At 46.2% G+C, this 18,227-nt stretch carries 15 protein-coding genes; 9 read left to right on the top strand and 6 right to left on the bottom strand.

Annotation, left to right across the window (positions count from 1 at the left end):
- Positions 1-98 precede the first annotated feature (98 nt).
- The 3 genes from hutC (at position 99) to hutH (ending at position 4,144) form a co-directional block, all read left to right on the top strand.
- Positions 99-800, top strand: coding sequence for a histidine utilization repressor (gene hutC, locus FM038_RS24770; RefSeq protein ID WP_142873336.1), 702 nt, complete (start codon positions 99-101; stop codon positions 798-800).
- Between the two features lie 132 nt (positions 801-932).
- Positions 933-2,609 carry a urocanate hydratase gene (gene hutU, locus FM038_RS24765; protein WP_142873337.1) on the top strand — a complete coding sequence of 559 codons (1,677 nt, stop codon included), beginning with the start codon at positions 933-935 and terminating at the stop codon, positions 2,607-2,609.
- Positions 2,610-2,611: 2 nt separating this feature from the next.
- Entirely contained in the window at positions 2,612-4,144 is a 1,533-nt protein-coding gene (hutH, locus tag FM038_RS24760) for a histidine ammonia-lyase (RefSeq protein ID WP_142873338.1), read from the top strand.
- A gap of 136 nt (positions 4,145-4,280) precedes the next feature.
- On the opposite strand, the gene FM038_RS24755 is transcribed toward hutH, so the two are convergent.
- Both FM038_RS24755 and FM038_RS24750 read right to left on the bottom strand, forming a co-directional pair.
- Positions 4,281-4,943 carry a DUF3157 family protein gene (locus FM038_RS24755; protein ID WP_142873339.1) on the bottom strand — a complete coding sequence of 221 codons (663 nt, stop codon included), beginning with the start codon at positions 4,941-4,943 and terminating at the stop codon, positions 4,281-4,283.
- 243 nt (positions 4,944-5,186) lie between these two features.
- A complete protein-coding gene (locus tag FM038_RS24750) occupies positions 5,187-5,723 on the bottom strand; it encodes a porin family protein (protein ID WP_142873340.1) in 537 nt (178 codons plus the stop codon).
- Between the two features lie 197 nt (positions 5,724-5,920).
- Here FM038_RS24750 and FM038_RS24745 point away from each other — a divergent pair, with 197 nt between their 5' ends.
- Positions 5,921-7,177, top strand: a complete 1,257-nt coding sequence (locus FM038_RS24745) for a mechanosensitive ion channel family protein (RefSeq protein WP_142873341.1) — start codon at positions 5,921-5,923, stop codon at positions 7,175-7,177.
- A 51-nt stretch (positions 7,178-7,228) separates the two neighbouring features.
- Here FM038_RS24745 and FM038_RS24740 read toward each other — a convergent pair whose 3' ends face one another.
- The gene (locus tag FM038_RS24740) at positions 7,229-7,855 is read right to left on the bottom strand and encodes a LysE family translocator (RefSeq protein WP_142873342.1); all 627 of its coding nucleotides are present in this window, start codon (positions 7,853-7,855) and stop codon (positions 7,229-7,231) included.
- A 110-nt stretch (positions 7,856-7,965) separates the two neighbouring features.
- Complete coding sequence (locus FM038_RS24735; RefSeq protein WP_142873343.1) at positions 7,966-8,517, bottom strand: lysophospholipid acyltransferase family protein; 552 nt, start codon at positions 8,515-8,517, stop codon at positions 7,966-7,968.
- A 111-nt stretch (positions 8,518-8,628) separates the two neighbouring features.
- Here FM038_RS24735 and FM038_RS24730 point away from each other — a divergent pair, with 111 nt between their 5' ends.
- On the top strand, positions 8,629-9,051 hold the full coding sequence (locus tag FM038_RS24730; protein WP_142873344.1) for a YybH family protein: 423 nt from the start codon (positions 8,629-8,631) through the stop codon (positions 9,049-9,051).
- Positions 9,052-9,096: 45 nt separating this feature from the next.
- Here FM038_RS24730 and FM038_RS24725 read toward each other — a convergent pair whose 3' ends face one another.
- Together FM038_RS24725 and FM038_RS24720 are read right to left on the bottom strand one after the other, a co-directional pair.
- Entirely contained in the window at positions 9,097-9,858 is a 762-nt protein-coding gene (locus tag FM038_RS24725; RefSeq protein ID WP_142873345.1) for an NRDE family protein, read from the bottom strand.
- A gap of 153 nt (positions 9,859-10,011) precedes the next feature.
- Positions 10,012-11,571, bottom strand: coding sequence for a metal transporter (locus FM038_RS24720; RefSeq protein WP_142873346.1), 1,560 nt, complete (start codon positions 11,569-11,571; stop codon positions 10,012-10,014).
- A gap of 277 nt (positions 11,572-11,848) precedes the next feature.
- On the opposite strand from FM038_RS24720, the gene FM038_RS24715 reads away from it, so the two are divergent.
- The 4 genes from FM038_RS24715 (at position 11,849) to FM038_RS24700 (ending at position 18,204) form a co-directional block, all read left to right on the top strand.
- The gene (locus tag FM038_RS24715; RefSeq protein ID WP_142873347.1) at positions 11,849-12,454 is read left to right on the top strand and encodes a YhgN family NAAT transporter; all 606 of its coding nucleotides are present in this window, start codon (positions 11,849-11,851) and stop codon (positions 12,452-12,454) included.
- Between the two features lie 128 nt (positions 12,455-12,582).
- Positions 12,583-14,736 (top strand): MGH1-like glycoside hydrolase domain-containing protein, encoded by a 2,154-nt coding sequence (locus tag FM038_RS24710; RefSeq protein ID WP_142873348.1) that lies wholly within the window; start codon positions 12,583-12,585, stop codon positions 14,734-14,736.
- A 193-nt stretch (positions 14,737-14,929) separates the two neighbouring features.
- A complete protein-coding gene (locus FM038_RS24705) occupies positions 14,930-15,262 on the top strand; it encodes a hypothetical protein (RefSeq protein WP_142873349.1) in 333 nt (110 codons plus the stop codon).
- A 23-nt stretch (positions 15,263-15,285) separates the two neighbouring features.
- Positions 15,286-18,204 carry an immune inhibitor A domain-containing protein gene (locus tag FM038_RS24700; protein WP_142873350.1) on the top strand — a complete coding sequence of 973 codons (2,919 nt, stop codon included), beginning with the start codon at positions 15,286-15,288 and terminating at the stop codon, positions 18,202-18,204.
- The last annotated feature ends 23 nt before the right edge of the window (positions 18,205-18,227 follow it).

The raw sequence follows: 18,227 nt of genomic DNA, 5'->3' as shown, positions 1-18,227 counted from the left end.
TAAATTTCATCATTTGAAAAGCGTTATTGCTCGAAGACAAGTTCCTAGATTCTAGGACCTAGGTTCTGATATCGCAAAATTAAGAGTAAAGGATTGCTATGGCGACGCCAAAGTTTGCAGAAATTAAGCAGTATATTCTAGCCCGTATCGAATCCGGTGAATGGGAGGAGCACAGTCGTGTGCCTTCTGAAAACCAGATGGCCGAACTGTTTGAGTGTAGTCGTATGACGGCTCGCCGCGCATTAACTGAGCTGACCGATGATGGTGTGCTGGAGCGCACCCAAGGTCTAGGCACCTTTGTCGCCGAGCTTAAGTCGCAATCTTCCATGATGGCGATCCGCAATATCTCCGATGAGATTAAAGACAGAGGCCATGGTTATAGCGTTAAGCAGCTAGAGCTAACACAAATAGAAGCGATAGCGCCTATTGCCATTGCTCTGGGGTTAGAAACTGGCAGTCCGGTTTACTACTCGGTACTGGTGCATTGTGAGCAAGGGCTACCGCTACAGCTTGAAGAGCGTTTCGTTAATCCGAAGCTGGTACCAGACTATTTGCTGCAGGACTTTTCAGCTCAGACACCCCATGAATATCTGTCACTAGTGGCACCGCTTACTGAGGCTAGACATACCTTAGAGGCGGTGATCGCCAATAAGCATAATCAGCAGCACCTTGAGATAGAGGCTAGCGAGCCTTGTCTGCAAATTTTACGTCGTACCTGGTCACGCCAAGGTGTGGTCAGTTACGCAAAATTAATCCATCCAGGCACAAGGTTCCGCTTGGGTGGTCATCTAACGTTCTAAATCGATCTGCTGCGCATTTCGATGGATACCGCTTCGCGGTGTAAGAGCTAAATTTTTATAAGTAAAAGAAAACATAACTAGAACGCTTTTCATAAAAGAAAGAGCAAACAAATTGATACGAGGTTTTTCAAGATGGATAAGAGACACGATCCAAGCCGTCGCATTATTGCGCCGCACGGTAGCAAGCTAAGCTGTAAGAGCTGGATGACAGAAGCGCCAATGCGCATGTTGATGAATAACTTGCATCCTGATGTTGCTGAACGTCCGGAAGATCTTGTTGTTTATGGCGGTATCGGTCGTGCAGCCCGTGATTGGGAATGTTACGACAAGATCATCGAAGTATTGCAGCGTCTGGAAGAAGATGAAACCTTGATGGTGCAATCGGGCAAGCCAGTGGGCGTATTCAAGACACATAGCAATGCGCCACGGGTGATCATTGCGAATTCAAACCTGGTGCCACACTGGGCTAACTGGGAACACTTCAACGAGCTGGATAAGAAAGGTTTGGCCATGTATGGCCAGATGACAGCGGGTTCTTGGATCTATATCGGTTCACAAGGTATCGTTCAGGGCACTTACGAGACGTTCGTTGCCATGGCTAATCAGCACTTCGGTGGTTCATCTGCGGGTAAATGGATCTTGACCGGTGGTCTAGGTGGTATGGGTGGCGCTCAGCCGCTAGCCGGGACTATGGCTGGTTACTCTGTATTGACCTGTGAAGTCGATGAGACGCGTATCGATTTCCGCCTACGGACTAAATATGTCGATAAGAAAGCCACATCGGTAGATGAAGCGTTAGCCATGATTGATGAGGCTAACAAGAGCGGTAAGCCTGTCTCTGTTGGTCTGCTTGGCAACGCGGCAGATGTGTTCGCCGAGTTGGTAGAACGTGGTATCACACCTGATGTTGTGACTGACCAAACTTCTGCTCATGATCCATTAAACGGTTATTTGCCACAGGGTTGGACCCTAGAGCAAGCTATCGAGATGCGTAAAAAAGATGAAGCGGCAGTCGTTAAGGCTGCTAAGCAGTCTATGGCGGTTCAGGTTAAGGCGATGCTAGCTCTTCAAGCGGCTGGTGCAGCGACAACCGATTACGGCAACAATATCCGTCAGATGGCATTCGAAGAAGGCGTGGAAAACGCATTCGACTTCCCTGGTTTCGTGCCAGCCTATGTGCGTCCGCTGTTTTGTGAAGGTATTGGACCGTTTCGTTGGGTAGCACTCTCTGGCGATCCAGAAGATATCTATAAGACTGACGCCAAGGTAAAAGAGCTTATTCCTGATAATCCACATCTGCACAACTGGCTAGATATGGCGCGTGAGCGTATCGCTTTCCAGGGGCTTCCTTCACGTATCTGTTGGGTAGGCTTGAAAGACCGCGCGCGTTTGGCATTAGCCTTTAACGAGATGGTAAAAACAGGTGAGCTGTCAGCACCTGTAGTTATTGGTCGTGATCACTTAGATTCAGGCTCTGTTGCTAGTCCTAATCGTGAAACTGAATCTATGCTCGATGGCTCTGATGCGGTTTCTGATTGGCCATTGATGAATGCGTTATTGAACACCGCAAGCGGCGCGACTTGGGTCTCTCTGCATCACGGTGGTGGTGTAGGCATGGGCTTCAGCCAACATTCTGGTGTGGTTATCGTTGCAGATGGTAGTGATGATGCTGCCGCTCGCCTTGGCCGTGTGCTTTGGAATGACCCTGCAACGGGTGTAATGCGTCATGCCGATGCCGGATATGAACTCGCTAAGAATTGTGCAAAAGAGCAGAGCCTAGACCTGCCGATGCTAGAAGAGGGAAAGTAAAAATGAGCCATTTAGTATTAAAACCAGGTACGCTGACGCTGACACAAATCCGTGACATCAGCCGTGGACAAATTACCCTAGAGCTTGCCGATGAAGCCATTGCTGCTATCAATATTAGCTCAGGCATAGTGCAGAGAATTATTGATGAAAGCCGTACCGTTTATGGTATCAATACTGGCTTTGGTCTGCTTGCCAATACCAAGATTGAAGATAAAGATCTGCAACTATTACAGCGCTCAATTGTGCTGTCACATGCAGCTGGCACGGGTAAATACATGCAGGACGCCACTGTTCGCCTGATGATGGTGCTGAAGATTAACTCGTTAAGCCGTGGCTTTTCTGGTATCCGTCTCGAGGTGATCAACTTCCTTATCGCTTTGGTTAACGCCGAAGTGTACCCATGTGTCCCTGAAAAAGGTTCTGTGGGTGCATCGGGTGATTTAGCGCCGCTATCGCACATGAGCCTGCCTCTGCTTGGTGAAGGTGAAGTCAGCTATAAGGGACAGATCATATCTGCCAAAGAAGGCCTTGAAATTGCGGGTCTTGAGCCTATCGAACTTGCTGCTAAAGAGGGACTAGCCCTGCTTAACGGAACTCAAGCCTCGACAGCTTTGGCGCTTGAAGGTCTGTTTAATGCAGAAGATCTGTTTGCTGCAAGTTCAGTGATCGGTGCCATGAGTGTTGAAGCCGCTATGGGCAGTCGTAGCCCATTCGATGCGCGTATTCATGCAGCCCGTGGTCAGAAAGGTCAGATAGATTCTGCCGGTCTGTTCCGTCATCTACTCGGTGAAGAGTCTGAGATCAGCCTAGATCATCTTAACTGCGAGAAGGTGCAAGACCCATATTCTCTGCGTTGTCAGCCACAAGTTTTGGGTGCGTGTTTAACACAAATTCGTCATGCAGCTGAAGTATTGGGAACTGAGGCGAACGGTGTAACCGATAATCCTCTGGTATTCCAAGATACGGGTGACATTATCTCTGGTGGTAACTTCCACGCCGAGCCTGTGGCTATGGCTGCCGATAACTTGGCGATTGCCCTAGCAGAACTCGGTTCTATCGCCGAGCGTCGTATCGCACTGCTGATAGATCCTAACCTGTCTAAACTGCCTCCATTTTTAGTTGAAAATGGCGGCGTAAACTCTGGCTTCATGATTGCTCAGGTAACTGCAGCTGCATTGGCTTCTGAGAATAAGACCTATGCCCACCCAGCATCGGTTGATAGCTTGCCAACATCGGCGAACCAAGAAGATCACGTCTCTATGGCGACCTTCGCGGCGCGTCGTCTGCGTGATATGTCTGAGAATACCCGTGGCGTGTTAGCTATCGAATTGCTAGCTTCGGCGCAGGGCTTAGACTTCCGTGCACCATTACAGCCAAGTGCAGCAGTGGCTAAGGCAAAAGCAGAAATACGTGAAGTGGTTTCTTATTACGATAAGGATAGGTTCTTCGGCCCGGATATCGAGGCATCGATAAACTTGTTACTGACAGCTAGCTTTAACAGCTATTTACCAGCAGGTGTTTTACCTAGTTTGTAAATCAAATAAGGTCCTAGGATCTAGTTCCTAGGTCTTAGGAAAAGTCAAAAGCCGGCGTATCTATGTGCCGGCTTTTTGTTTTTATCTGTCTTCTCCTAGGAACTGCTTTCCCTCGTTCCTAGTGCCTTCTCTAAAATCACATTCTCGAATTCATCTCGCCGATTTTGAGGCTGAGCAGTTGCTTAGACCACTGGCTGGCATCTATGCCTTCGATCCAGAAGGTTCTGCTCTGTCGCTGCTCGCCTTTACGCAGGTAAGTATCTGCCGATCTGAAGATGGCTTTCCACACCTTGAGCGTTTCTGTCTTAAGGGTTTTACCTGTGTCATCGTATAGGGTGACATCCATCTCTATCATCACATAGTGCTCAGAGCTGGTGCTGGCTAAGTCGAAGGTGAGGCCTAGGCGACCATCGTCATCCCATTCAGCCTTCGCAAAGCTGACTTTTACACCTGCTTTTGCTGTCGATTTAAGTAACTCAGCTTGTGACATGGCGGTCGCAGTCATGGTTTGGCTAATTGCTTGAGTTGCTTGAGTTGCTTGAGGAGCTGCTTTAGCTATCTCGATGCTGGCCGATGTGCCCGCTGCAATCGCCAGAGGGGTCTGGGACTTTGTTTCACTGTTTACCACTGGAACAGTTTCTAGGATCACGTATTCCCAAGTGAAATCATCATTGAGACGAACTTTTGCGCCGTTTTCTAGGGTGAGGCTGGCAACCGTTTCTGTAGCTGCAATTGCTAAGCTAGGAACTGCTATGACAAGTAAAGCAAATGCGCTTAAAAATTTTAGACGTTTATGCATGACTAAGGAACCTAATAAAGTTGATGACTGAGTTTATACCAATCGATTATACATAGGTTAGCCAGTTTACATGGGGAAGGTCAATTCTCGAGATCTAAGGCTACAGGAATTAATACCAATCGGTATAAGTCAGTGGTCAGTTCAGAGTTATTTTTGGTGGCATAATTCAACACAGAAGTAGGCAGCTCATAGGCTGAGCTGCACTCGAGGGGCTAAGGGCTTCTTCTGCAGGCTTGGTGTGTTTTAGATGGCCCAACCTAGGCTGAAAACAGCGGTTTCAGAGGCAGAGTTGTAACCTGTGCTTATCATCAATCCAAAATCCATCATGTATCTTAATCCTACCTCGCCGCCCCAAGTCGTGTCTGATTCCTCTTCCCAAATCGGCTCGCCATCCACAATCTTAGGTGTTTTACCTGAGGTATAGTGAGTTTCATGATTATATGAACTTGCCCCGCCATAGAGACTAAAATTGTTGGTTAAGCTATAGCTTAGCCCAAATCGCCACATAGTATCTTGCGTGTAACTCTCCGAAGGGAAGGTAATATCAGCATGATCTTTATCACTTTTAGCATAGCCAATGTAATAACCCCATTGAGCATAATCTCGGTCATGGTGATAGGGGGCCAAAGTGATGCCATACATATCAATGGCTGCAGGAATATAATCAGCAGTTAAGCTGATTTTCGGCGTGAAGCTTGGGTTTGGATCTTCCGCGGGCATATTTGCATTAGCCTGCAAGCTCGTTGCTAAAAGTACCAACATGATTAAATATTTTGTCATCTAGTTTGTCCTATCTCTGACTTTAGACATAGATTGTTGTTAAACTTTGTACACCAGTCAATATAGAATGCTAAAATTTCTTATAAAAGAAATGTTTGTGTCATTTTTGTTGAGTTTTCTTTTCGGTAAATATGCTTGTGTTAGCCAGTTGCTAACAAGACTTCTATCAATATTGGTACTTCTAAGGGAAGTGAATCGTGGATCAAGAAATTAGGTTGCAGATCACCCATTGGTTATCTAACTGGGGAATTAATACGACACCATCTGATGGTGTCTCTACCTCTGTGATGGTGTTTGCCAGTTTGGTGATTGCCATGCTGGTTTACCTGTTTGTTAAGCGTGGCGTAGTAAGGGCAATGAATATTGTCATTCAGCGCTCGAAAGTAAGCTGGGATGATATATTCATGCGCCATAGGGTGCTGGAAAAGTTCGCGATTATCGTTCCGGCACTCGTGCTTAGTATCTTAGTGCCATTAGCACTGACCGAGCATGAAGTGCTAAGTAGTATGACTCAGCGCTTGCTTAGCGTGACGATCTTGGTGTTGTTGATACGTGCGGTATACAGCTCGTTAGATGCCGCCAATGAGATCGCAGATGTTAATTTGGTTAGCCGTCGTCTGCCGATTAAAAGCTTCGTGCAGCTGTTTAAGCTTTTCCTCTTCTTTGTCTCAATTATCGTCTCGATTTCGATATTAGCCGATCAGTCTCCCGTCTACTTCCTAAGTGGTCTAGGTGTGATGACGGGTTTGATTATGTTGGTTTTCAGGGATACGATTCTTGGTTTCGTTGCAGGAATTCAGCTCGCTGCTAACCGAATGGTGAGTCCTGGTGATTGGATTCAGATGGATAAGTATGGCGCCGATGGTTCCGTTGAAGAGGTCTCTTTAACAACGGTGAAAGTGCGTAACTGGGACAAGACTATTACCATGATCCCGGCTTATTCATTAGTGTCAGATGCCTTCAAAAATTGGCGCGGCATGTCTGAGTCCGGGGGGCGCCGCATTAAGCGTTCTGTGCTTATCGATATCCACTCTATTCGGTTTCTTTCCGATGAGGAGAGACAACGTTTAGGCAAGATTAATTACCTGAAAGAGTATATGGCGCGCAAAAGCGAAGAGCTGATTGAATTTAATAGCAAAACAACAGATGCAGATATACCGGTAAACAGTCGTAATTTGACCAATATCGGTACTTTTAGGGCCTATTTGAAGGAGTTTGTCTCTAATCACGACAAAGTTCACCAAGATATGACCTTGCTCGTGCGTCAGCTTGCATCGACGAAAGAAGGTGTACCCATTGAGATCTACATCTTCACTAACGATACTCGTTGGGCCTTTTATGAAGATATTCAGGGTGATATCTTCGATCACGTATTTGCGATATTACCTGAATTTGGATTACGCGCTTTTCAGGGACCAACAGGATCGGATATTAGAAGTTTGAAAGAAGTTTAAACGAAGGTTCTAGGTCCTAGTTTTTAGAACCTAGAACCTAGAACCTAGGAACTAGCTTTCCCTGGTAACTAATATTGCTGCGAGTGTAATAAATACGCCGCCGCTGGTTCGGTCGAACCAATGCAGTTTATTACTGGTTCTTAGAGTTGGAGCCAGTACATTGGCCATGCTGGCGTAAATCATCACGAAGCTGAAATCTATCACGGCCCAAGTTGCGGCTAAAATTGCCAATTGGGGACCTTGTGGTGCCGATATGTTGATAAATTGCGGGAATAGGGCTGCAAAGAAGAGCAGATCTTTGGGATTGCTTATCCCGACAAGAAAGGCCTGCTTAAACATCTGTTTAGGTGTGCCTTTGCTCTTGATGTGTTGCAGGTCGAGGCCTTGGCCACTGGCCTTAGTTAGCAGTAATTTTATCCCAAGAAAGATTAGATAGGCGGCGCCACAGTACTTCAAAATAGTAAAGCCGTACTCAGTCGCACTCAATAGTGCCCCTAAGCCTGCTGCAGAAGCCATCATCAAGATCAATGCTGAAGTCACACTACCGAAAGCGGTAGCCAGACTACGAGTCTTACCATAATGCATACCATGACTCATGGACAGTACGGCCATAGTGCCTGGAGATATGGCGATTAACAGAACCGCAAATAGATAGAGTAACCAAGTATCAAGACTCATAGCATGCATATTCGCTGGGTAAATAATGGCGGCACTATAGCCGCCAGCTGTTTAATGAACAAGCTATTTATGCAATATCCAATACTGTTATTTAGGCAGATGAGTGGCCATCATCGAATGAAATCTGGGATCACCTTCTGGTGACGTCCATTTATTGAGCGATAGAAGTCGATTATTTTATTCATATCGTGCTGCATATCGTCAGTTGTTTGAAAACCTTCGGGAATGACTACTGTCTTATGGCCGAAGTCGAGTCCCACGGTCACGATCGGCACCTGGGCTTTAGTGGCGATATGGTAGAAGCCTGTTTTCCAGCGTTTTACAGGGCTGCGAGTTCCCTCCGGTGCTAATGCCAGCGAGAAATTTGGATTGCTGTGGTAAAGCTGAACGACACCATCGACTAAGTTGTTGCTCTTTCTTCTATCTACCGGTGTGCCACCAACAGCTTTGAAGAACCAGCCCCATGGAGGAATAAATAGCTGGTGCTTGCCGAGGAAGTTAATTTTAGCGCCTAGGGCTCCACGGGCTAATACACCAATAACAAAATCCCAATTACTGGTGTGTGGTCCGACGATAGCCAAAAATTGGTGATCCGTTGGCAGTGAGCCGGATATTTTCCAACCAGACAGTTTTAAGATGAACTTACAGAATACTTGGAACATAAATACTCAATACTATGTCAAGGGGAACTCTGGCCAAGTGATATTAGTCGAGGCGAGAGTGCTTTAATTAAGATATTATAGCAATATTATCTCGTGTTTATGGAGAAAACCATGTTTAAAAAAGGACTTACGGCTCTGCTGATGCTACTCGCATTTAGCGTCACTGCTGTGCCAACAGATGAAATTGCGCAAGTCATATCCGAGCAGGAATCAGCATGGAATCGCGGCGATCTCGATGCTTATATGCAAGGCTATTGGAATAATGAGAAGATGCGTTTCGTGTCTGGTAAAAAGTTTCGTTATGGCTGGGAGGATACGTTAGCCGCCTATAAAAGGAACTATCCAGACAAGGCGACTTTAGGCACACTTAAGTTCACGATTAAAGAAACTAAGATGCTGAGTAATTATGCCGCAATTGTCGTAGGACGCTGGCAATTAACTCGGGCTAAAGATAAGCCCAATGGGGTTTTTACCCTGCTGGTTGAGAAGATAGATGACCGTTGGGTGATCACTCACGACCATACATCAGACTAATCTTATCTCATATATCCTCACCTCACGATGAGGTGATAGTGCCAGTTAACTGCCCGTAATAGCGAAGTTTTGCCGGCCTAAATTACGGCCCTTGCCGTCATATCTGACTTCTGTAAACTGAGTATTACCCTTGCTGTCTTGTAAAATAATACTGGTTGAACGAGTGCCATATTGTGGATGTTTTATATAGATCGATGAGAGCATTCTTTCCCATTCAAAACTAATGCCTGTTTCGGGAAGATCTGAGTCTTCTGCACGGCTTTCATCTTGCATTAGTCCTAGCAACTCATCGATATTAGGTTCGCTGCACGCTGAAATTGCCTTTTCAAGCGCCAAGGTTCCTCGAGCCATTTTAGGCCAAATATCATCTAGTGCGCCATTGCTGATAGAGTGGAAGCCAGTTGTTAGCTGTGTCATGGCGTTAGTTTTGCTATTAAAACAATAAAGCTCACGGGCATTGCCAAAAATAAAGTTGAATGGATTGTAGTGACCGTTATGCTCACGAAGCCAGCTCCCTGTCATAGGACTTCGAGTGGCAAGTGCTTTGATCACCAGCTCTCCTCTGCTTCTCATATCACTTTGTTGCTTAAGTGGATCCCTCAGATTGGTTAAAGCCGCGAAATCACCGCGTTTATTGACCCCTAGCCAAGTGCCGCCAGCCTCGAGATCTTTACCCGCTAGCAGCTCATTGTTTGGCGGCCAGAAGTGAGCTTGCTCTGTCGGCCTGTGATGAAACTCATCGCGGTTCGCACACACTATTAACGGATACTTAGGATGCTTATTCAAAGCAATAAACAGAATGCACATAGGGACTCAAGTTAGCTGACCTTTGTCTGAATTTAAACCTGATTGTGCTTGAAAGCCATTTATTTGCTGCTTTTGGCAAGGAAAGAGTGAAGAAGGTGACGAGTTACGAGGATAAGCGAAAAACCTAGATCCTAGAACCTAGGTCCTAGAATTTTAGTGCTGCTTGTGCCCGTGATCATGTGAGTCATGACTGTGTGCCGTAGGCTTTAACAACATGATGCGAGCGAGAAACTTCCTTGGGCCTAAGCGCAGCAGGCTGGCAGCAAATAGTCCGGCTAAGATCAGTAGAGATATGATGTTAATCGATTCAGGCATGGAGATCATGATATGCCACTCTGGCTGTAGTGCGGCCGTGAGCGCTAAGCTGGCGATGATAATACCAATGACCACGACTCTCTGGGTCAAGTTCATCAACTTTAACTGAGCCAAGTTGAATATAGGTGCGGCAATCAGAGCGAGCATTACCGCTGGCATGCTCCAGCCGCTATAGGCTAAAGACAGTGCCAGTACGGCGCCACCTAAATTACAGAATCGCATAGGTAGGAATAACACCATCAGCACAGCAACCTGAATAATAGGGTTTTCGAGTGGAACTGAAGGGTGGCCGATCAAGTTCGCTAAAATTAGACTGAGTAATACCCAAGGTGCACTTCTGTCGATGATGTGGGCGAAACCAAAGCGTAGCGGTGATGTCGGAATTGAAAGGTGCGGATCAGTGGGCTCAACTTTACTAAAGGTCAGCAGTGCACCGATAATCAATAAGCCAATCAATTGAAATAATGCCACTAAAGGTCCAAGCAAAAATGCCGTGATGATCAAGGCTTCTGGTCCTGCGAGTCGCTGTAACCAACGCTTTCCAAGATGTTTGCTTTGTGGTGATAGGCCGAGCTTAAATCGCAGTCCGGCAACGGCATAACTGAGTAACAAGACAGGGGCTAAGGTCAGCATCCAATCAAGGAGTTGCTCGGTACTATGATCGTGATGATGATGTTCATGACCACCACCTGAGTCCATCATTAACAGCACGCAGAGTAAGCCAATTCCCAGCAAGCTGCCTATGCCAGCATGGTACTCATATTTTTCTGGATGCACTGTATTGCTGTTACTGCTTGAGTCATGTGCATGAGGTTGATGCAATACCACGTGTAAAATTGAGCCTGTTACAAAGGCTTGTAGGTAGACGGTATTATCTAGGCTTAGTTGCGTTAACATCTGCTCACCGGCGAAATAGCCTGCGCCAGTCAGAATCATCATGGCGGCTAACACGGCCATGGCCCAACGGCTGCCAACTTGTGGTTTCACTAACCACCAGATAGCCAATCCAACAGGAAGACGATGCAATATGATGCCTAAAGCTAACAGAATCGAGGTATTGTCCTGCTGTGCAAGTACCATGGCACCGCCATCTGTAATGGTATGCAGCAGTAAACCGGCGACGCCTAGAAATAGGGTGAATTTGTGTGTGACCTCGGAATAGCGGTGGAATAGCTTTTCACTGGCCGTCGGTCCCCACATGCCTACTATGACGAAGATGATCGCCAAGAAGCCGCCGTGCTCTAATAGCTCAGGTAAAATATGCAGTAGCACAAGCCCGCCCAGTGATACGAATATAAATCCGTCCAGACCTTTTCGTAGACCATTTTCTGTCGAAAGGAATCGATAGAAGAGAGGGCCTAATAGTAGAGCGATGCAACTGGCTAATAGATAGAGCATGATTTGTTTAGCTGGGACCAGAGAAAACGACGAGATAGTATACCAGTTTCTGGGAAATAAGCAGGTTAGGTCGCATTATTTACATCAAGTGAGAGGATTTATCAGGTTGAAAGTGACTTCTACGGGGTTACTGGCTTATTTTTATCTGAACTTGCATCAGACTTTGAACGTTTGGCTACTAATTGGGTGTCTTGTGGTCTTTCCTGTGTAATTTATCTATCTGCTTGTTTCTAAAAAGTTTAGAATATGTAGATAGTTTTCTTTTTCCTAAGCTCTTATGGATATTTTTTCTGCTGCTGTAATGTTATTTCTTATTATGGACCCTCTCGGTAATTTGCCGATATTTGCGTCTATTTTGCGTCATATTGAACCTAAAAAAAGACGCAGAGTGCTGATCCGCGAGCTGCTTATTGCACTGGCTATCATGCTACTGTTTCTGTTTGCGGGTGAAGCCATACTCAACTTTTTGAATTTAAGATCTGAGTCAGTCAGTATTGCGGGCGGAATCATTCTGTTCTTAATCGCCATTAGAATGATCTTCCCTCAGCCCGGTGGCGTGGTGGGTCTTGCGGCTGGCGAGGAGCCATTTATTGTTCCTATGGCGATTCCCCTTATGGCTGGGCCTTCGGTTTTAGCCGCGCTTATCTTGTTAGCCCATACCGATAGCTCTCGTATGTTGGATTGGACCATTGCCTTATTAGCTGCTTGGGGCGTGAGCGCAGTGATCTTACTCTTCTATAAAGTGTTCACTAAGGTGTTGGGAGAGAAAGGCCTTACCGCAGTAGAGCGTTTAATGGGGATGGTGCTGGTGATGATCTCTGTGCAGATGTTCCTCGATGGCGTCGCGAGTTATATGGCTCATATGGGGCAGATAGCCCTGTAGAGCGAGTTTCTAGTTCCTAGGATCTAGACCCTAGGAACTAAAGTCTATTTAACCTTTGCTGATCTTTCTTGCATCAAAACCTAGAACTCGACATACTCGGTATATTATATTCAATTGTCGGTATCTTCATGCTTTCTTGTCTTTTTTTGTGTGTCTCCAGTCTAGCGCTGCTCGATTCTGCTGAGTATCGTGATCTGCTTCCTTATCAGGGGACGCCAATCTCTATGGAGGAGAGGGATGATAAGGGCAACCTAGAAATCGGCGCGACCTATGTCGATAAGGGAGCTTGGCACGGTTTTCATCTTCCTGATGCTCCGGAGCATTACGGCAGTTTCACTGGCCCACTATTTATCGCACAAGAGTACAGTCTGCACTTGAGTGACAACATGATGAAGCTTGGGCTTAAAAATGTTAGCACTGGCCAGACTTTGGATTTTAGTCAGGCGGAAAATAGCCAAATCTACAGTCGTCCTGATGGCCTATATCAAGAGTTTGATTGGCCAGAGATCACCGTTTCACTGTCTCTGAATTATACCGACAACCGAACCTCGATGGTCACAACACAACTGATTAATCGCTCCGATTCAGATCAGCAATGGCAACTGAGCTGGTCTGGTACGCCGTTTCAGTCTCATCCTAAACTAGAAAAATATCAGTTAATTAAGCAGGTTAATAGCTGGAGTAACGGCATTGCCTGGCAGCTCAATCCTGTGATGGATACCTGGAACATTCAGTTAGCTGATGCGAGTTTCGAGCTATGGTTTAGTCCCGAGGTTGAGATCGAGATCAACAAAGATAATGGCTATCAAGCCAAAACATCAGTCATGGAGCTTAGCGCTGGTAAGAGCCTGCAAATATTGAGTGCGCAGAGATATTTTCATACTCAAGAAGAAAAGCTGCTTAGAGGGACTGTGAATTGGAGCCAGCAACAAGCTCTGTTGGCCGAAAATCGCCAAGCATGGCAACAAAGGCTGACGAAGGGAATAGATAAAGGTGAGCCTAAGTATCGTAAGCTGGCCGCAAAAAGCATGCTGACCTTAGTGCACAACTGGCGTAGTCCAGCGGGGGCGATATTGCATGATGCGGTAACGCCATCGATCACCTATAAATGGTTTAACGGTGTTTGGGCTTGGGACAGCTGGAAGCAGGCTGTGGCGCTGTCTCATTTCGATCCTGAACTGGCTAAATCGAATGTACTCTCTATGTTTGATTATCAGTTTACAGCACAAGATAACGTGCGACCTCAAGATGTAGGTAACTTGCCCGATGCGATTTTTTATAACCGTGATCCGGCAAGAGGTGGAGAAGGCGGCAACTGGAATGAACGTAATGGTAAACCGCCTCTAGCTGCCTGGGCGGTGTGGGAGATATATCAACAAAGCCAAGATTTGGACTTTGTAAGACTGATGTACCCCAAGTTAGTGGCTTATCACCTGTGGTGGTATCGCAATCGGGATCATAATGCTAATGGTTTGGCTGAGTATGGCGCTAACTTACATCCGGCTCACCTTACGGCTGGCAAGTTAAACCGAAAGGCGATCATTGAAGCGGCTGCCTGGGAGTCAGGCATGGATAATGCCCCCAGGTTCGATGATGATGCCAGCGTGCAAGTATTGCAGAACCGCAACGACAAAGGTGAAGTGATCGGTTACTCATTATCCCAGGAGTCTGTCGATCTCAATGCCTATTTGTTTGCCGAGAAAGTGATCTTGGCCAAGATGGCACTGCTACAGCAACTAGATACACAAGCGAATGATTGGTCCACTCAGGCCGATAAGTTAAAACTGCAAATTCAGACCAAGATGTTCGATGATAAAACCGGGTTTTTCTACGATATTCGCTTCGAGGGTAACGAGAGCCATTTGTTGATAGATGCAGGTAAAGGTGTCGAAGGTTGGTTGCCGCTTTGGGCTGGCGCAGCCACTGCCGAGCAAGCGAAAATAATGGTTGAACGTCAACTTAGCGATAAACAGTTTTCGACTAAAATCCCATTTCCTACTGTGAGTGCCGATAGTCCTAATTTTGCTTCAACTCAGTATTGGCGTGGGCCGGTGTGGTTAGATCAGGCATTATTTGGTCTGCTAGGACTAGAGCGATATGGCTACCACAGTGAGGCCGAAACACTGGCGAAACGCTTGGTAGAGCAGGGAGAAGGGATCCTTTCCCAAGCGCCGATCAGGGAGAACTATGATCCACTGACCGGTGATGGTCTGCATTGCACCAACTTTAGTTGGTCTGCCTCTGTCTTATTGCTCATCTATCAAGACTGGTTGAATAAATAGTCTAACTATTTGATTTATTATGGTCATTAACATTCGTAAGCCATTGTTTAGCCAGTGATGTTTGATAACTTCATAGTTTTCGGTGGCTTACTGAATATAAGTGTATTTAGCAGAGTAAATGTTGGTTTTTTTGTTGTCATTCAGAGTAAACTGCTGTTAAGGTTTTGTGCTGTTTATGTTGTCCTGGTGATGTATGAGAAGTCTTATTACTTGGTTGAGCGTTATTCCTCTGCTGGCTCTGGCTTCGTGCAGCTCTGATACGGAGATAAAAGCTCCGTCTCACACTGTACAAAGTGTTGTGCCTGTTAATCAAGCGAGTGTAGAGATAAACGCTGCTGAAGCTTCTCTTCATAACAAGCGAAAAATTGTTTGTGGCTCCACGCCACCCATTCAAGATAGGTCTAAACTTAAAGCCAACTTGGTGAAGAACGGGGTTATAACCCCAGAAATGAGCCAAGTAGAAGCAGATGAAAAAGTGGCCGAGTTTATCCGTAAGAAACAGCAAGCGTTTGAAGATTGTCGATAAAAAGTCAGAAGGAACTCAATAATATGAAGAGCGTAAAAAGCATTGGCGCAGGTTCACTAGCCAGCTTGTCATTATCGCTGATACTAGGCATTAGCGCATCATCGAGCGCACTGGCAAAGCCTATCGATATCACGCCCGTGAATTTGTCAGCCTTGGATTCAGGCACTTTGGCCGATGCCGGAGTGATCAATAAAGAGCGTATCTTATATTGGCTGATTAAACGCGGAGAAGTTTCCCCATCTGCGAGTGATGCCGAGAAGCAGGCTGCTGTCGAGCAGTTTACTCATCGTGCTACAAGTTTTCAGAGCAAGGGACGTTTGGTTGAGGCTCAGTTTGAAAAGTCCAGGATCAAATCACTGATCCAGAGTAAGCAGCTTAAGCGCAACTCGATTGCCAAGATGGATAACATGGTTGGCACTTTAGCCGACGCCGATATCACCAAAACAGTAAAGGTCTTAGGTATCTTAATCGATTTCCCGGATCTGCCGTTTGACGATAACCGCTTGTCTGCTAGCGATACGGCGATGTTTTATCCTAACTATCCAGTGACTCACTACAATGACTTAATGTTCTCTACCACAGGTTTTACTGGTCCTCAGGGTCAGAGCTTGATGACTGGTTATCAATATTATCAAGCAGAATCGGGTCAACGCTTCGAATTTACCGGTGATGTTAAAGGCTGGTTCACCGCAGCCAATAATGCCGCTTTTTATGGTGGTAATGATGCCGATAATAACGATGATGATAAGGCGGTTCCTGAGCTGGTGAAAGAAGCCGTGATCAAAGCTGTTGCTGGCATGTCTGAGTCTGAGCTAGCGAGTTATGACGTGGAAGATCCTTTCGATCTAGATGGCGATGGTAACTTTGATGAAGCCGATGGTGATATCGATCATGTCATGCTATTTCATTCGAGCATAGGTGAAGAAGCGGGTGGCGGTGTGTTAGCCGATGATGCTATCTGGTCACACAGATTCTTCGTTTATACCGGTAATACACCTGGTTATAGTATCCCTGGTAAGAACATAAGAGTATTTGGTTATACGGTGCAACCCATTGATGCCGCAGCGGGTGTTGTTGTGCACGAGTTTGGCCATGACTTAGGTTTGCCCGATGAATACGATACAACTAATACAGGGGATGGTTCTCCTGTGGGGTCTTGGTCTGTGATGTCTGGTGGTAGCTGGACTGGAGCAATAGCTGGAACGGTACCAACAGGATTTAGTCCTTATGCACGTTCATATCTGCAAGATAGATATAAAGGACGTTGGATTAACGAGCAGGAGGTTTTGCTCAGCAGTATTGGCTCGTCGGGATTGGATGTAGTGATTAATGAAGCGGTTAATCATTCGCTAGTAAACCAACTCTCTATCCCATTGCCTGCGGCGACGATCCCTTTTAAGCAGCCTTATGGGGGAAGTTATCAGTATTACTCGGGTCAGGGACACCTGATTAACAATGCATTATCGTTCGATATCGACTTGCCAAGCTCGACGCCATTAACTTTGACGATGAAGGCCCATTGGAATATCGAGCTGGATTATGATTATGCTCAGCTTATGGTTGATGGCGTAGTGATAGCCGGAAATCACACTAAAGCAAGCAATACGATTAACACGGCTCGAGACATTATTACTGGAGACTCTGGTGACATAGTTGGCGCCGAAGGCCTTAATAACTGGGTCGATCTTGAATATGACTTAACGGCTTATGCTGGCCGAGCGAATACTCAGATCAGCATTATCTATAAAACCGATCAGGCTGCGGGCGATTATGGATTTGTCTTCGATAATCTGCAGATCAGCAATGGTACAACCGTTATTCATAGTGATGATGCAGAGACGGTAAATACCATGGTTCTCAATGGTTTTTCACGTATTGATGATGAGCGTCCTGGTGCTTCTCGCCGCTATATTGTTCAGCTTAGAAGTCACAATGGTGTCGATGCAGGGCTAGACAGTCACTCCTATGAACCCGGTGTGTTGATGTGGTTAGAAAACTTCAGCAACACAGATAACAACTCTAGTACTCACCCAGGTACAGGCTTGATTGGCGTTATCGATGCAGATCAAAATTTGATTGGTAGTAATAGCACCAGTACTCAGGTTCGTGATGCGAGCTTTAGTATGTTTAATCAGTCGAGTTACTTCGAAGATAATCACCTGTCATCAGTCTCTATGTTCGATGATAGCCAAGACTACAGCGCACCGACTCAGCCTCAATCAGGCATTATTTTGCCAGAGCTTGGCTTAACGATGGAAGTATTAGCGCAGAGTAGTGATTCCTCTACTGCCACGGTTAGATTTAATTTTGCAGGCACCACAACTCCGCCTCCAGCCTCAGATTTAACCTCTAGTTTCAGCTTCAGTCAGGAGGTGATTGGCACGGTGAGTTTTGTTGCGACTGTCTCTGGTGGTAATGGCAACTACTCATACTTGTGGAACTTTGGTGATAACGGCGCCACCAGTGCTGAAGAGGCGCCAACCTATACCTATCAAGATTCAGGTAGTTATCTTGTCACTCTGACTGTCACCGATGGGCAAGGTGCAAGTGTGGAGAGTACTCAGGCTGTAACAGTAGATTTGCCTGTGGCACCAATTGCAGGCTTTACCTTTGTGACGAGCGACCTTGATGTGACGTTCACTGATACCACGACTGGTGGTGAAGGTGCGATGACATACCTATGGAACTTTGGTGATGGGCAGTCTAGTACAGCCCAGTCGCCTACTCATACTTATGCCGCAGCTGGCAGTTACACTGTGATAATGACAGTAACTGATAGCCTAGGGATAGAGAGTAACAGAAGTACATCGATTACCGTGACAGCTGCTGTGGTTACCCCACCTGTGGTCACACCGTCATCAGGAGGTTCTGGGGGAGGTAGCCTTGGTTGGCTAAGTTTGAGTCTGCTCGCTTTGCTGGGATTCAGAAGATCTAACCGGTAACTCGTAGTTGTTGAAACTAAAAA

The sequence above is a fragment of the Shewanella eurypsychrophilus genome, from assembly GCF_007004545.3.
In the GTDB taxonomy this organism is placed as follows: domain Bacteria; phylum Pseudomonadota; class Gammaproteobacteria; order Enterobacterales; family Shewanellaceae; genus Shewanella; species Shewanella eurypsychrophilus.
This window is presented reverse-complemented; position numbering and strand designations above follow the sequence as displayed.

Bases quoted from the DNA above. Each gene is read 5' to 3' on its own strand.
- FM038_RS24750 (WP_142873340.1), bottom strand. From the start codon at position 5,723: ATGACAAAATATTTAATCATGTTGGTACTTTTAGCAACGAGCTTGCAG.
- FM038_RS24705 (WP_142873349.1), top strand. From the start codon at position 14,930: ATGAGAAGTCTTATTACTTGGTTGAGCGTTATTCCTCTGCTGGCTCTG.
- FM038_RS24735 (WP_142873343.1), bottom strand. From the start codon at position 8,517: ATGTTCCAAGTATTCTGTAAGTTCATCTTAAAACTGTCTGGTTGGAAA.
- FM038_RS24740 (WP_142873342.1), bottom strand. From the start codon at position 7,855: ATGAGTCTTGATACTTGGTTACTCTATCTATTTGCGGTTCTGTTAATC.
- FM038_RS24700 (WP_142873350.1), top strand. From the start codon at position 15,286: ATGAAGAGCGTAAAAAGCATTGGCGCAGGTTCACTAGCCAGCTTGTCA.
- FM038_RS24730 (WP_142873344.1), top strand. From the start codon at position 8,629: ATGTTTAAAAAAGGACTTACGGCTCTGCTGATGCTACTCGCATTTAGC.
- hutU (WP_142873337.1), top strand. From the start codon at position 933: ATGGATAAGAGACACGATCCAAGCCGTCGCATTATTGCGCCGCACGGT.
- FM038_RS24725 (WP_142873345.1), bottom strand. From the start codon at position 9,858: ATGTGCATTCTGTTTATTGCTTTGAATAAGCATCCTAAGTATCCGTTA.
- hutH (WP_142873338.1), top strand. From the start codon at position 2,612: ATGAGCCATTTAGTATTAAAACCAGGTACGCTGACGCTGACACAAATC.
- FM038_RS24710 (WP_142873348.1), top strand. From the start codon at position 12,583: ATGCTTTCTTGTCTTTTTTTGTGTGTCTCCAGTCTAGCGCTGCTCGAT.
- FM038_RS24715 (WP_142873347.1), top strand. From the start codon at position 11,849: ATGGATATTTTTTCTGCTGCTGTAATGTTATTTCTTATTATGGACCCT.
- FM038_RS24755 (WP_142873339.1), bottom strand. From the start codon at position 4,943: ATGCATAAACGTCTAAAATTTTTAAGCGCATTTGCTTTACTTGTCATA.
- FM038_RS24720 (WP_142873346.1), bottom strand. From the start codon at position 11,571: ATGCTCTATCTATTAGCCAGTTGCATCGCTCTACTATTAGGCCCTCTC.
- hutC (WP_142873336.1), top strand. From the start codon at position 99: ATGGCGACGCCAAAGTTTGCAGAAATTAAGCAGTATATTCTAGCCCGT.